The organism is Arthrobacter antioxidans, from assembly GCF_023100725.1.
Classification (GTDB): Bacteria; Actinomycetota; Actinomycetes; order Actinomycetales; family Micrococcaceae; genus Arthrobacter_D; species Arthrobacter_D antioxidans.
This window is the reverse complement of sequence record NZ_CP095501.1, coordinates 459,352-471,902: the sequence shown is the minus strand read 5'-3', so window position 1 is coordinate 471,902 and position 12,551 is coordinate 459,352. Positions and strand designations below refer to the sequence as shown.

Below are 12,551 nucleotides of genomic sequence, written 5' to 3'. Positions count from 1 at the left end.
TGCTACCAGGGACCGTACGGGCCCTGGTTGCCACCGCGACCGGAGGTCTGGCTGACGGCCGGTTTGACGTCGGCGAGGTAGACGCAGGCCGCGATGATGGCGACCAGTTGGAAGAGGTTGAAGCCGCTCCCGCCGCCGAGCACGGACAACAGGCCGACGACGACGGCGCCGCCCGTCAGTGCCAGCCAGAACCCCTTGGTCCGCTTGAAGGCGGCCTCGAAGGCCGTGCCTGGACGCCGTACGCAGTCCGACAGGGCCCACACCTCGATACCGAGGGCCACGATGCCGAGGGCGAGGTACAGATAGGTCTGGATTGCAATCACGAGGGCCACGGAATCAGCTTAGCTCGGTTGCCTCGGACACGGTGCGGATGACGCCACGGTCGGGACGTCCGGCCCCGAGACCGACGGCCGGGCTCCGCCGGCGCGCCCGCTGCCGTGCCCGTCGCCTAGCCCGTCGCGTCAGTGTCCAACCAGTCGCCTAGTCCGTCGCCACACCCGCGATGACGGCCGTGCCTGACGTGCTCACCGTGATCGGCATGCCTGTCGTTCTGCCCGTTGCCCGATCCACCGTCGCGTCCGAACGATCCCGGCCGGACGCCTGCCGGAGGGCCTGGTCGAGGTCCGTCCACAGATCCTCGGGGTTCTCGATACCCACGGACAGACGGACGAGTGCGACCGGGACGGTCTTCGGCTCGGCGGGCTGGCGTCGACGGCGTTCGATCAGCGACTCGACGCCGCCCAGCGACGTCGCCGGGAGCCAGAGGCGCACGGCCGCGACGAGGGCGTCCGCCGTCGCGACGTCGTCGAGCTCGATGCTGACGATCCCGCCGAAGCCGTTGAACTGACGGGCCGCACGCTCGTGCCCCGGATCGGAGAGAAGCCCGGGGTACCGCACGCGGTTGACGCCAGGATGGCCGACGAGGCGGTGCGCGAGCAGGGCCGCGGTTGCCTGGCTCCGCTCCATGCGCAGGGCGAGGGTGCGCAGTCCGCGCAGCGCGAGCCAGACCTCGAACGGTCCGGCGATGGCGCCGTGCAGGGTGCGGTGCGCCAGCAGTCGATCACGAAGCACCGGATCGGAGGTGACCAGCGCGCCGAGAACGACGTCGGAGTGGCCGGCCAGCCACTTCGTGACCGAGTGCAGCACGACGTCCACCCCGGACTCGAGGGGTCGGTGCACGAGGGGCGTGTTGAAGGTGTTGTCGGCGACGACGACCGCGCCGGTCGCATGAGCCGCATCGGTCAGAACGGCCAGCTCGGCGACCTCCAGCATCGGGTTGGTGGGACTCTCGAGCCACAGCATCACCTGGCCGGCATCGAATCGTGCGGCGAGCGCGTCGAGCTCCGCGAGGACGCCCACAGTGTCCGCGACGTCGACGGTGCGCAGTTCGAACCGGCCCTGTGCTGCGAGATCGGCGGCGAGACTGATCGACCCGGCATAGGCATGCCGTGGCATCACCACCGCTCCCCCTGTCGGGACGAGGGACAACGCGGCTGCTGCCGCACCGAGGCCGGAACTGAACACAAGGGCAGGGAGGCTTGCTGCCTCGAGTGCACCGAGCGCTTCCTCGAACGGATCCCAGGTGGGGTTGGAGCCTCGGGCATAGATGCGGTCGCCCGGTTCGGGGGCACGCGTCTCGTGGTAGGTCGTCGAGAGCACGAGCGGCGCGTTGACCGGGGCATCGTGCTCGCGCGGAGGTCGGCCTACCGCGACGGTGAGGGTGTCCGGGGCGAGCCCGGCGTGGAGCAGGTCCTCGCGAGATGTCGTCATGGGGTCAGCGTAAGTCGGGACAGCGCGTGCCTGAAAAAGAGGGAGGTCACAATGGCCTGCATCGTGCCGCCGTCCCCCGCCTGCATCACCGGCACCACGGCCGTCGTCATGGCGTCCCGCCAGGAGTGAGCTCGCGGTGTCTGTTCCGCCGGGGAGTGCGGTCGGGGTCGATGTAGGGCGGTGGCGTGAACCAGGGAATGCCGTGCTTCATCTGGATGGTCCAGTTGCCCCGCTCGATGAGCCGGTGGTGGAAGGAACACAGGAGGCATCCGTTGGAGACGTCCGTTCTTCCGCCGATGACCCATGGTGTGATGTGATGCGCCTCCGACCAGACAGCGGGAACAGTGCACCCGGGGAAGGCACACCCCCGGTCCCGGGCTACCAGCGCTCGCCGCTGCGCCACACCGAAGAGCCTTCGGGCACGACCGACGTCGAGGACCTCCCCGCGCCCTCCCAGGACGACGGGGATGATGTCTGCGTCGCACGCGATCTTGCGCACGGTCCGCGCGGTGACAGGACCGCCGAAGACGGTGTAACCGCCGCCGGGATGCGGTCGTGAAGTGCCTGAGGGGTCGATGAAGCCCTCGGGTCCCGGGTCGCGCTTCGGCTGGTCGTCCTGCGCCGAAGGCTCATCCTGCGAGGACTGCCGGGACTGCCTGCTTTGCCCAGGGTGCGCGTCATGCCAAGAACGCCCGTCCTGCTGGTGGTCGCCCGAGTCGGCAGCATGCCCAGACGCCCCTCGGACTCTTCTCCGTACCACTCCGCCGTCGCACAGGTCCTCGACGAGAGCCCGGTAGTCGATGGTGACCATCACCTGGGGTCGATGCCCGCCGGTGGCAGGCAGAGTATCCGTGGAGAGGGCGACCTGGCAGGCGCCGACCAACCCGTCGAGGTGGCGTTGGGGTCGGGTCCGTCGCTCCCAGCTCGGCACGGAGTCATCGAACACCGCGTCGCCCGGCATCGCGCCATGCGGCATCGAGTCCCCCGGCATCGCGCCACGCGGCGCCGGGTCGCTCCGCACACATCCGACGGTGCTTCCGGTGCTTCCGGTGCTTCCGGTGCTTCCGGTGCTTCCGGTGCCTCCGGTGCCTCCGATGCCTCCGATGCCTCCGATGCCTCCGATGCAGTCGGTTCCGACGCCGGTCGAATAGGTCGCGCCCGTCGAACAGCCGGCGCCGGTCGAATCGGTCGCGCCGACGCTCGAGGCCTCACCCCCGCGGTCGGCCCGTCCCGGACCATCCCCTCCACGACCACCGCGGTCGTGCGCAGTCCGCGGGTTGGTGGCGGCGTTCATGACGGTGAGGAGGTATTCGAACTGTTCGTCGTCCGCCGCGATCTCGAGCCGGTGCAGGCCTCGTCGCCTACCCCGCAGGAATACGCCCTGCTGCGCCTTCAGCAGTTCCTCCGTGGGCTCGGCCCCGTCGGGATCGAGAGCTGCTTCCCAGCGCCGGATGACCAGGTTCAACAGATCGGCATCGGATTCCGTGGCCTGGGCCGTCAGGGCCTCCTCCATGGCCTGCAGTTGCGCGGTCGATGCACAGGGCCGGACACGTTCCATCGCGTCGCTGATCCGGGTCGCTGCGTACGAACTGATCACAGCGGCCCTGAACGCGTCCCCGACGGCCTCGAGCACGGGAGGACATGGCTCACCGGTTGCCGTGCGCCGTGGAAGCACCGACTTCCCCAGACGGATCCGCCTCTGGGCCTCCAGCCGCGTGATGCCCAGACGGGCTCGGAGATACTCCGCGGTGTCCCTGAACTCGTGGCTGTCGCCGGGAACGGCCAGCGGTCCACTCCAGCCCAGGCCGTGCCGGGTCTCCCCGACCCGGGCGATGTCCTGCTGGTCCGCCGCAGCCGCACCCACGACCTGCAGGTGCTCGACCACACGGGCAAGGTGCTCGACAACACCCAGCGTTGCGGCGAGATCGGCCGTGGAGGCCAGACCGGCTTCGACCTCGAACTGCTCGGCAACGTGCGCGAGGTGGGACCGCAACCGGTCCAGAGCCGGCGCCGTCGTCGATTGATCCTCCGCTACTGCTGTCGTCATGGGACAAGCGTATTAGTACAGAGATTCGAAGAATCGGGAGAATCGTCGTATGTGGACAACTCGCACCCATCATTCGCGGGAAGGCACGCACAGCACACGCTGCCGACCCCGTGGCCTCGATGTCACGGGTACTCGGTAGGCTGGGCGCGTGACCTTTCCCCTCCCGCACGGGCTTCCCGGGCTCTTCATCGCGCTCGAAGGCGGTGACGGCGCAGGCAAGTCCACGCAGGCCGCACTGCTCTGCACGGCCCTCGAGTCCGGCGGCCACACCGTGATCCGCACCCGTGAGCCCGGCGGCACGCCGATCGGCGAGAAGCTGCGCTCACTCGTCCTCGAGCACGGCCACGGCGAGATCGATGCGCGCACCGAGGCCCTCATGTTCGCGGCCTCCCGGGCGGCCCACGTCCATCAGGTGATCGTGCCCGCACTGGAACGCGGCGACGTCGTCGTGTGCGACCGCTTCATCGACTCCTCGGTGGCCTACCAGGGTGCGGGGCGCGGACTGGGTGCACGGGCCGTCCTCGACGTGAACCTCTGGGCCACCGACGGGCTCCGCCCCGACCTGACCGTCCTGCTCGACGTCGAACCCGCCGAGGGCCGGAGCCGCCGCACCACCGGCACGGCCGCCGAGGACCGCCTCGAGTCGGAGCCCGACGATTTCCACGCCAGTATCCGCGCGGCCTTCCTCGAACTCGCCGGCGCGGAACCCGAACGGTACCTAGTCCTGGCTGCGTCCGGCACGCCTGAGGAGCTCCACCGCTCCATCCTCGCCGCCCTCCCCGGGGTGACGGCGTGAGCGCCATGACGCACAGCCTCCCCGCGTCCGGGGTATGGGCCGATCTCCGCGGGCAGGAACAGGTGGTCGAACAGCTGCGCCGTGCCGCACAGTCCGGCACACCGACACACGCCTGGCTCTTCACCGGTCCACCCGGTTCGGGCAGGTCCAACGCCGCCCGCGCCTTCGCCGCCGCCCTGCTCTGCGAGCGCGAGAACCTCGGTGAGCGGGGGTGCGGCACGTGCAAGGCCTGCCGGACCGTCCTCTCCGGGGCGCACGCCGATCTCACCAACGTCACCACCGAGAAAGTGACCATCAGCATCGACGAGGCACGCGAACTCGTCCGCAAGGCGCAGGACAAGCCGTCCACCGGGCGCTGGCGCATCATCATCGTCGAGGACGCCGACCGCATGCAGGAGCGCAGCACCAACGTGCTGCTCAAGGCCATCGAGGAACCACCGCCGCGGACCATCTGGCTGCTGTGCGCTCCGAGCCCCGGTGACGTGCTGATCACCATCCGCTCCCGGTGCCGGTCCGTCGGCCTCCGGCTCCCTCCCGTCCAGGACGTCGCCGACCTGCTCGTCGCCCGCGACGGGATCGATCCCGCGACGGCGGAGGCCGCCGCCCGCGCCGCCCAGAGCCACATCGGCATCGCGAAGAGGCTCGCCACGGACGACGGCGCCCGCGAGCGCCGCAACCAGATCGTCCGGCTCCCGCTCACGCTGCGCTCGGTGGCCGGCGCGATGCGTGCCGCGGCTGATCTGGTGAAGCTCGCCGAAGCGGAGGCGCAGAGTTCCTTCGAGCAGCGCGACGCCGAGGAGAGGACCGCACTGCTCGCCACCCTGGGCGCTCCCGAGACGGGCGTCCTGCCGCCGTCGATGCGCGCACAGATCAAGAGGCTCGAGGACGACCAGACGCGACGGGCCAAGCGTTCGAAGAACGACTACTTCGACCGTGCGCTGACGGACCTCATCTCCTTCTACCGGGACGTGCTGATGCTCCAGGTCTCCAGCGGGCAGATGCTCGTCAACGAGCCTCTTCGACCCGAACTCGAGGAGTTCGCCCGCCGGGAGAGCCCCGAAGACACCCTCCTCCGGCTCGAGTCCATCAACGAGGTGCGCACCCGGCTCGTCAGCACCAACGTGTCCCCGCTGCTCGCGATCGAAGCAATGACGGTGAGCCTCCTGTCCCGGAAGGACCTCGACCGATGACCAGCAGACCGCTCCACCCCCACGACGGCGATCCCCGTGGTCCTCGTGGCGCTCTCGGTCGTGCCACCGCGCTCCTCGCGGCGTCCACCGCCGTCGTACTGGGGCTGTCCGGGTGCATGCTGCTCGCGCCCGACAACCGGACCGATCCGCCCTCGGGTGAGCTGGAGACCGCTGATCCGGCGACGATCGGCGAGGTGGGCGAGGACCTCCGGACCTTCTACACGCAGGACGTACGGTGGGAGAGCTGTGAGGAATCGTTCTCCTGCGCGACGATCGACGTGCCGCTCGACTACACCGATCCCGGCCGGGACAGCATCGAGATCGCCGCGATCCGCGCCGATGCCTCGGGCGAGGCCCAGGGGACGATCCTCGTCAACCCGGGCGGACCCGGCGGTTCGGGCTTCAACATCGTGAAGGACTCCCTCGACTACGTCACGACCGAGCGCCTGCGTGAGGACTACGACGTCGTCGGTTTCGATCCCCGGGGCGTCAACAGGTCCAGCGCCGTGGAGTGCTATACCGACGCCGAGCAGGATGAGGCGCGGCAGGAGAGCTACCCCGTCGAGGCCTCCCCCGACGAGCGCCTCGACCTCATGACGGCGGACGCGGAGGAGTTCGCGGCCCTATGTGCCGAGCGCACGGGCGAATTGCTGGGCTTCGTGGACACCGAGTCCGCCGCACGGGACATGGACATCCTGCGGGCCCTGGTCAGCGACGAGAAGCTGAACTTCCTGGGCTTCTCCTACGGAACGCAACTCGGCGCAACCTACGCGGAGCTGTTCCCGGAGCGGGTCGGGCGCCTCGTCCTCGATGGCGCGATCGATCCGTCGTTGAGCGGCGAGAACATCACCCTCGGCCAGGCCGGCGGCTTCGAGAAGGCCCTGCGCGCCTACGTCGCCGACTGCCAGCAGGGCACGGAATGCCCGTACACCGGGACGGTGGACGACGGCGTCCGACAGATCCAGGACCTGTTCGCCGCCGTCGAGCGTGAGCCGATGACGGCGGAGGACGGCCGGCGGGTGCCGATCTCCACGTTCGTCCAGGGCTTCCTCCTGCCGCTGTACGACAACGGCAACTGGCCCACGCTCACGCAGGCCGTCTCGGACGCGCTCGACGGCGACGCGTCCGGCATCCTCTACCTCGCCGACCTCTCCGCGGAACGCGGACAGAACGGCACCTACGCGGGCAACTCGACGGCGGCGTTCCTCTCCGTCAACTGCCTCGACTATCCGATGACGAGCGATCCCGTCCAGATGCGCGCCGACGAGAAGGAACTCGTCGCGGCGTCACCCACCTTCGGCCGGTTCCTCGCGTTCGGCGGCGTGACCTGTGCCGCGTGGAAGTACCCGCCGGTCCTCGGCCCCACTCCCGTGGAGGCTGCGGGCGCCGACCCGATCGTCGTCATCGGCACCACCGGCGACCCGGCGACCCCGTACGCGTGGTCCACGGCGTTGGCCGACCAGCTCGACTCCGGCGTCCACGTCACGTGGGAGGGCGAGGGCCACACCGCGTACGGCCGCTCCAACGACTGCATCCTGGACCTGGTCGACGCCTTCTTCGTCGACGGGACGGTCCCGGAGGACGGCACCCGCTGCTGAGGGGTCAGTTCCGCTCCGTGACGACGCCGTCGAGCGCGTCCGACGTCGTCACGCCGACGGACCGCGGATCCGCCACGGGAACGCGGCGCGGCAGGGCATCGGCCGCGGGAACAACGCGCGGTGTGTCCGTCGACGCCGACGCGAGCCATCGGGGCAGGTGACACATGGAGGGCAGCACGACGTCGGCCCCGGCACGCCGCAGCGCGGCCTCGGGGTGGGCGCCGGTCAGCACTCCGACGACGGCACCCGCACCCGCGCGCCGACCAGCGGTGACGTCCGATGTCGTGTCCCCCGCGACCAGCACGGAGCGCACGTCCTCGATGTCGAGCGCGAGGACCGCGGTGAGGATGATGTCGGGGTAGGGGCGGCCGCGCCCCGCGTCGGAGGGGCAGAGGCTGAGGTCGGCCAGCCCCATCCAGCCGAGCGATTCCAGGATCATGTTCTGGGTGTGCCGGCCGAACCCGGTGGCGAGGCAGATCCTGAGTCCGGCCTCACGCAACTCCAGGATCGCCTCCTCGGCGCCGGGGATCGGCTGCACCCCGTGCCGCGCCAGCAGGTCGTCATAGGCCGTCTCGAAGGTCCGGTTGACCTGCGCTGCAGCGGTGACGTCGGGGAACAGATCGCGGAAGACGAGTTCCTTCGAGGTGCCCATCTGCTGGCGGGCGTACGCCGTCATCAGGTCGAAGGCGCCGGTACCCTCCTGGACCCCGTGCGAGGCGAGGGCGCGTGTCAGGGCTTCCTCCTGCAGGCGGCCCTCGTCCACAGTTGTTCCGGCCATGTCGATGACGGCGAGCGTGAACGAACGATCCTGTGTCATGCGGCATCCCCCTGGTGGCCGGCCCGCTCCGATGCGGGACACGCTGCCGACCATGCTCTCGGAGGGCGCTGACGCCCCGCCGTCCAGAAGGCCGACGGCGGGTGAACTGTCGACGAACTCCCGGACACGGGCACCGTTTTGACCGCGGGCCGACCCCTCCTATAAAGTTGTGACTTGTGGATCGGCCCGGGTGATGTACGGGACCAGGAAGCATTGCCTCCTTAGCTCAGTCGGTAGAGCGTCTCACTCGTAATGAGAAGGTCGCCAGTTCGACTCTGGCAGGAGGCCCCATAGTCGCCCCGGTCGGTTCGCCGCCGGGGCTTTTCCGTGTCCGGATGCCGATGTGTACGGGGACTCGTCCTGCCCGGGGCGCCGAGCGCCGGGACGCGGAGTCCCGGGATCTGCCGGAGCCCGGCGTGCCGCGCCGGACCTGAGGGGACCTTCCCGGCGCCGGCGACCCGGCCGCCGCGGGTCCCCGGCACGGTGGAGAAGCCTGTCAGGCGTCCGGCTGGTCGGCGCCCGCGTCGTCGGCGGAGACCGTCGCACCGGACTGCAGCAGGGCCTTCAGTGCGTCGGCGCCGTCGGCCCCAGCCGCCGCGGCCGCCAGGTTCGCTTCGGTGACCGCGCGGAGGACTTCCTCGCGCTGGATCTTGACGCCCCGGGGTGCGTCGATACCGATGCGCACACCATCGCCACGGGAATCGAGCACCGTGATGACGATGTCGTCGCCGATCAGGATCTGCTCGCCGACCTTTCGCGTGAGTACAAGCATCGTGTCACTCTATCCCGGCCGGCTCGGCACGGCGTCGACCGCTGCCCGGCCTGCGCGGCCCTGCAGGAGCAGAGAGGCGATCATCGGCCGACGCAGCGGCAGGAGAAGTCTCGACCTCGCCTGCGGGACGCCCCTCCAGCCACCCGATGGGGAGGCCGAGCGCCTGCACGCTCTCCGGCGTCGCCGTGGTTGCCGACCCGACGACGGCGAGTCCCGCCGGAGCGAGCCCGGCGCGCTCCATGCTGCGGCGCAGTGCCCCGACCCACGCCGCGGTGTCCGCCTCCTTGCGGCCGGCATCGACGGCGAGCCACACCTGGTCGGGTCGCAGCGCGAGCAGGGCGCGGGCGTCCACCAGGGGGTCCTCCGAGGACAACGCGACGAAGACGGCGTGCCCGCCGTCGACTCCTGCGGCACGGGCGGCGTTCGCCTCCAGCCGGTCGTCGACCGAGCGGCCCTCGGGGTGCACCCGGTCCGGTGGCCCCGAGACCGCGACGGCTGCTGGTGCTCCCCGGCCCAGGACGGTGGCCATCGAGGAGGCGACCGCCCAGCCCGCGGCGGGCGCTCCGACGACGATGACGAGATCACCCGGCGCCCGCAGCACCGAGGGCGCGGCCGGCGCGGCGACGGGCACCCTGAGAACCTGGCCCCGGACCTCGGGCAGATCCGTCGGGTCGCCGGCACGCTCGCGGAGGAACTCGGCGTCGGATGCGGCACCGGACTCACGTCCGAACCCCGCACCGGCCCGGGTGGAATCGGAGGATCCTCGGTCCGGGTCCTCGGCCCACGCATCCCGGTCCACCGCGATCGACCGCCGGGTCCCGGCGGTCCCGGCCCCGGGGACATCCGGTAGGCCCGACGCGGACGAAGCCACCGCATCCCGGTCCACCGCGATCGACCGCCGGGTCCTGGCGGCCCCGGCCCCGGCGTCACCCGAGGCGCCCGGCATCGAGGAGGGGACCGGCGCTGCCGCAGGGTCGGTGGCGAACGTCAGTTCGTCCATGAGGGCCGCGAAGAGACCGGAATCCGTGGACACCGCAGCCGGGGGCGCGCTGCGCGGTTCCGGGGCCCCGGCGCGGTCGGCATCGGGCCCGGACGCTATGCGGACCTCATCGAGTTCGGCCTGCTGGAGGAGCGCATCGAGACCTGATGGCCCGGCGGCCGCACTCCGGCGCCCGCGCGGCCGACCGCCGCCGGGCGCTCCGAAAGCGCCGCCGGGCGCTCCACCGAGGGCCCCGTCAGGGGACCCGCCACGAGAACCGGCCCGAGGACCACCGACGGGACCGCCACGGGGCCCGTCCGGGGACCCGCCCCGCGAGCGCGCGCTGCCGGCGGTGCCGGCACGAAGGCCACCCTCGCCGTCGGGCTCCGGCACCTCGACCACGATCTCGTAGTGCTTCCGGGCGAGGACACCGCGAATCCCGCCCACCGTCACGAGTTCCGCGGACACGATGAGGGCACGCGGCCCGTACAGCGCCGCGGCCTTCGCCTTCAGCTCCTCGAGGGAGGGGCCTTCAAGATGAAATAACTGCGGTACCACGGACCACTCCTACTGTCTCGATCGCGACGTTGGCGCTCGTGACCTCCTGGTAGGACAGCACGGGCAGGTTCGCCGCCTGCGGTCCCACGAGACGCCGAAGTGCGGGCCGCAGCGCGGGCGCGCACACGAGCACGGCCGAGTTCCCGGCGGCCTCGATGTCGGCGACCGTCGAGCGGACCGAGGAGAGCACGGCATCGGTGCGCGCCGGATCGAGCATGATCTGCGTGCCCTGGTCGGAGGGCCGGAGCCCCTCGAGCATCGACTGCTCGAGCAGCGGGTCGATCATGATGACCCGCAGCAGCGTGCCGTCGAGGTACTGCTGGGTGACCGCCGGCCCGAGCGCGAGCCGCGCCGCCTCGATGAGCCCCTCGGGTTCGGAGGACGCCTTGGCCCTGAGCGTCAGCGCCTCGTAGATGCGGGAGAGATCGTTGATCGGCACCTGCTCGGACAGGAGTCCCTGCAGGACGCGCTGGACCTCGGCGAGGGACAGCAGCCCGGGGACGAGCTCCTCGACGGCCGACGGGTTCACCTGGCGGACGCCGTCGGTCAGCACCCGGACGTCCTCCCGGGACAGCAGGCGCGCGGCGTTCGCCGTGATGACCGAGGACAGGTGGGTCACGAGGACGGACACGCGGTCGATCACGGTGGCCCCGGCCAGTTCGGCGTTGTGCCGGAGCTCGGCGGGCACCCACTTCCCGGCGAGTCCGAAGACCGGCTCGACGACGGCGGTGCCCGGCAGGTGTGCGAGATGGTCGCCGAGGGCCAGGACCTTGCCGCGCGGAGCCTCGCCCCGCCCCGCCTCGACGCCGGCGATCTTGATGACGTACGTGGCGGGCGGCAGCTCCACGCTGTCCCGCGTGCGCACCGGAGGCACCACGACGCCGAGCTCCAGGGCGATCTTGCGCCGCAGGGCGCGGACCCGGCCGAGGAGATCGTCCGGCGCCCCGGTGACGACGTCCACCAGGTCGGGCGCCAGCAGCACCTCCAGGGAGTGGACGCGCATCTGCTCCAGGAGGTCGTCGGTGCTGTCGGTCGACGGCCGGGCGGCCTCGGCCTCCAGCGCCGTGGCGGCCGTGCGGGCATCGGCCTCGGACTTCCTGATGCTCTGCGCGATGACGATCAGGCCCGCGCCCACCACGATGAACGGCAGTTTCGGCATACCCGGGATCAGTGCCATGACGACCGCCGCGGCACCCGCGATGCGCAGGGCGTTCTGCGACTGGCCGAGCTGCTGGGCCGCGGTGGAGCCCATGTCCGCCTCGGCGTTGGAGCGCGTGACGATCATGCCGGTGGACACGGCCATGAGCAGCGCCGGGATCTGGGTGACGAGGCCGTCACCGATGGTGAGCAGGCCGTAGGTGGTGAGTGCCTCGGAGACCGGCAGGCCGTCCTGCAGCATCCCGATCGCGATGCCACCCACGAGGTTGATGATGATGATGATGATGCCGGCGATCGCATCGCCCTTCACGAACTTGGACGCACCGTCCATGGCCCCGTAGAAGTCGGCCTCCGCCGAGACCTCGGCGCGCCGCTCGCGGGCCTGCGTGTCCGTGATCAGCCCGGCGTTGAGGTCGGCGTCGATGGCCATCTGCTTGCCCGGCATCGCATCCAGGGTGAAGCGGGCCCCCACCTCGGCCACGCGCTCGGCACCCTTGGTGACCACCACGAACTGGATGACCACGAGGATGAGGAAGACCACCGCGCCGATGATGATCGAGCCGCCGACCGCGACGTGCCCGAACGCGGCGATCACCTCGCCGGCGTAGCCGTCCCCGAGGACGAGGCGGGTGGAGGCGACGTTGAGGCCCAGGCGGAAGAGCGTGGCCACGAGCAGCAGGGACGGGAACACCGAGAAGTCCAGCGGCTTGCGGATGAACATGGTGTTGAGGAGGATCACCAGCGCGAGCAGGATGTTCACGATGATCAGGAGGTCCAGCAGTACCGAGGGCACCGGCACCACGAGGAGCAGGATGATGCCGACGACCCCGACGGGCACCAGGAACTTGGGGGCGGATGAGCGCATG

10 protein-coding genes and 1 tRNA gene are annotated in these 12,551 nt (G+C 70.8%); 4 read left to right on the top strand and 7 right to left on the bottom strand.

What is annotated here, in order from left to right; translation table 11 throughout:
- Positions 1–2: 2 nt before the first annotated feature.
- The 3 genes from MWM45_RS02310 to MWM45_RS02300 all read right to left on the bottom strand — a co-directional run bounded on the left by MWM45_RS02310 (position 3) and on the right by MWM45_RS02300 (position 3,817).
- Complete coding sequence (locus tag MWM45_RS02310; RefSeq protein WP_247827961.1) at positions 3–332, bottom strand: DUF2516 family protein; 330 nt, start codon at positions 330–332, stop codon at positions 3–5.
- Positions 333–480: 148 nt separating this feature from the next.
- Positions 481–1,770, bottom strand: a complete 1,290-nt coding sequence (locus tag MWM45_RS02305) for a trans-sulfuration enzyme family protein (RefSeq protein ID WP_247827960.1) — start codon at positions 1,768–1,770, stop codon at positions 481–483.
- 106 nt (positions 1,771–1,876) lie between these two features.
- Positions 1,877–3,817, bottom strand: coding sequence for an HNH endonuclease signature motif containing protein (locus MWM45_RS02300; protein ID WP_247827959.1), 1,941 nt, complete (start codon positions 3,815–3,817; stop codon positions 1,877–1,879).
- 148 nt (positions 3,818–3,965) lie between these two features.
- Here MWM45_RS02300 and tmk point away from each other — a divergent pair, with 148 nt between their 5' ends.
- Genes tmk through MWM45_RS02285 form a run of 3 tightly spaced genes read left to right on the top strand, consistent with a single transcriptional unit; the run spans position 3,966 to position 7,401 of the window.
- Positions 3,966–4,613, top strand: a complete 648-nt coding sequence (tmk, locus tag MWM45_RS02295; RefSeq protein ID WP_247827958.1) for a dTMP kinase — start codon at positions 3,966–3,968, stop codon at positions 4,611–4,613.
- A 5-nt stretch (positions 4,614–4,618) separates the two neighbouring features.
- Positions 4,619–5,803, top strand: a complete 1,185-nt coding sequence (locus tag MWM45_RS02290) for a DNA polymerase III subunit delta' (protein ID WP_247829106.1) — start codon at positions 4,619–4,621, stop codon at positions 5,801–5,803.
- Positions 5,800–7,401 (top strand): alpha/beta hydrolase, encoded by a 1,602-nt coding sequence (locus MWM45_RS02285; protein WP_247827957.1) that lies wholly within the window; start codon positions 5,800–5,802, stop codon positions 7,399–7,401. Before MWM45_RS02290 ends, MWM45_RS02285 begins: the two co-directional genes overlap by 4 nt.
- A 4-nt stretch (positions 7,402–7,405) precedes the next feature.
- Here MWM45_RS02285 and MWM45_RS02280 read toward each other — a convergent pair whose 3' ends face one another.
- On the bottom strand, positions 7,406–8,218 hold the full coding sequence (locus MWM45_RS02280) for an HAD-IA family hydrolase (protein WP_247827956.1): 813 nt from the start codon (positions 8,216–8,218) through the stop codon (positions 7,406–7,408).
- Positions 8,219–8,433: 215 nt separating this feature from the next.
- Between MWM45_RS02280 and MWM45_RS02275 the strand changes: the two genes are divergently transcribed.
- A tRNA-Thr gene (locus MWM45_RS02275) sits at positions 8,434–8,509 on the top strand.
- Between the two features lie 205 nt (positions 8,510–8,714).
- Here the strand turns inward: MWM45_RS02275 and csrA are convergent.
- Genes csrA through MWM45_RS02260 form a run of 3 tightly spaced genes read right to left on the bottom strand, consistent with a single transcriptional unit; the run spans position 8,715 to position 12,550 of the window.
- Positions 8,715–8,990 carry a carbon storage regulator CsrA gene (csrA, locus tag MWM45_RS02270; RefSeq protein WP_247827955.1) on the bottom strand — a complete coding sequence of 92 codons (276 nt, stop codon included), beginning with the start codon at positions 8,988–8,990 and terminating at the stop codon, positions 8,715–8,717.
- 4 nt (positions 8,991–8,994) lie between these two features.
- Positions 8,995–10,527 (bottom strand): hypothetical protein, encoded by a 1,533-nt coding sequence (locus MWM45_RS02265; RefSeq protein ID WP_247827954.1) that lies wholly within the window; start codon positions 10,525–10,527, stop codon positions 8,995–8,997.
- Positions 10,502–12,550 (bottom strand): flagellar biosynthesis protein FlhA, encoded by a 2,049-nt coding sequence (locus MWM45_RS02260; protein WP_247827953.1) that lies wholly within the window; start codon positions 12,548–12,550, stop codon positions 10,502–10,504. The genes MWM45_RS02265 and MWM45_RS02260 overlap by 26 nt, the downstream gene beginning before the upstream one ends.
- Position 12,551 lies beyond the last annotated feature (1 nt).

Bases quoted from the DNA above. Each gene is read 5' to 3' on its own strand.
- MWM45_RS02290 (WP_247829106.1), top strand. From the start codon at position 4,619: ATGACGCACAGCCTCCCCGCGTCCGGGGTATGGGCCGATCTCCGCGGG.
- MWM45_RS02260 (WP_247827953.1), bottom strand. From the start codon at position 12,550: ATGCGCTCATCCGCCCCCAAGTTCCTGGTGCCCGTCGGGGTCGTCGGC.
- MWM45_RS02285 (WP_247827957.1), top strand. From the start codon at position 5,800: ATGACCAGCAGACCGCTCCACCCCCACGACGGCGATCCCCGTGGTCCT.
- MWM45_RS02300 (WP_247827959.1), bottom strand. From the start codon at position 3,817: ATGACGACAGCAGTAGCGGAGGATCAATCGACGACGGCGCCGGCTCTG.
- MWM45_RS02305 (WP_247827960.1), bottom strand. From the start codon at position 1,770: ATGACGACATCTCGCGAGGACCTGCTCCACGCCGGGCTCGCCCCGGAC.
- csrA (WP_247827955.1), bottom strand. From the start codon at position 8,990: ATGCTTGTACTCACGCGAAAGGTCGGCGAGCAGATCCTGATCGGCGAC.
- MWM45_RS02280 (WP_247827956.1), bottom strand. From the start codon at position 8,218: ATGACACAGGATCGTTCGTTCACGCTCGCCGTCATCGACATGGCCGGA.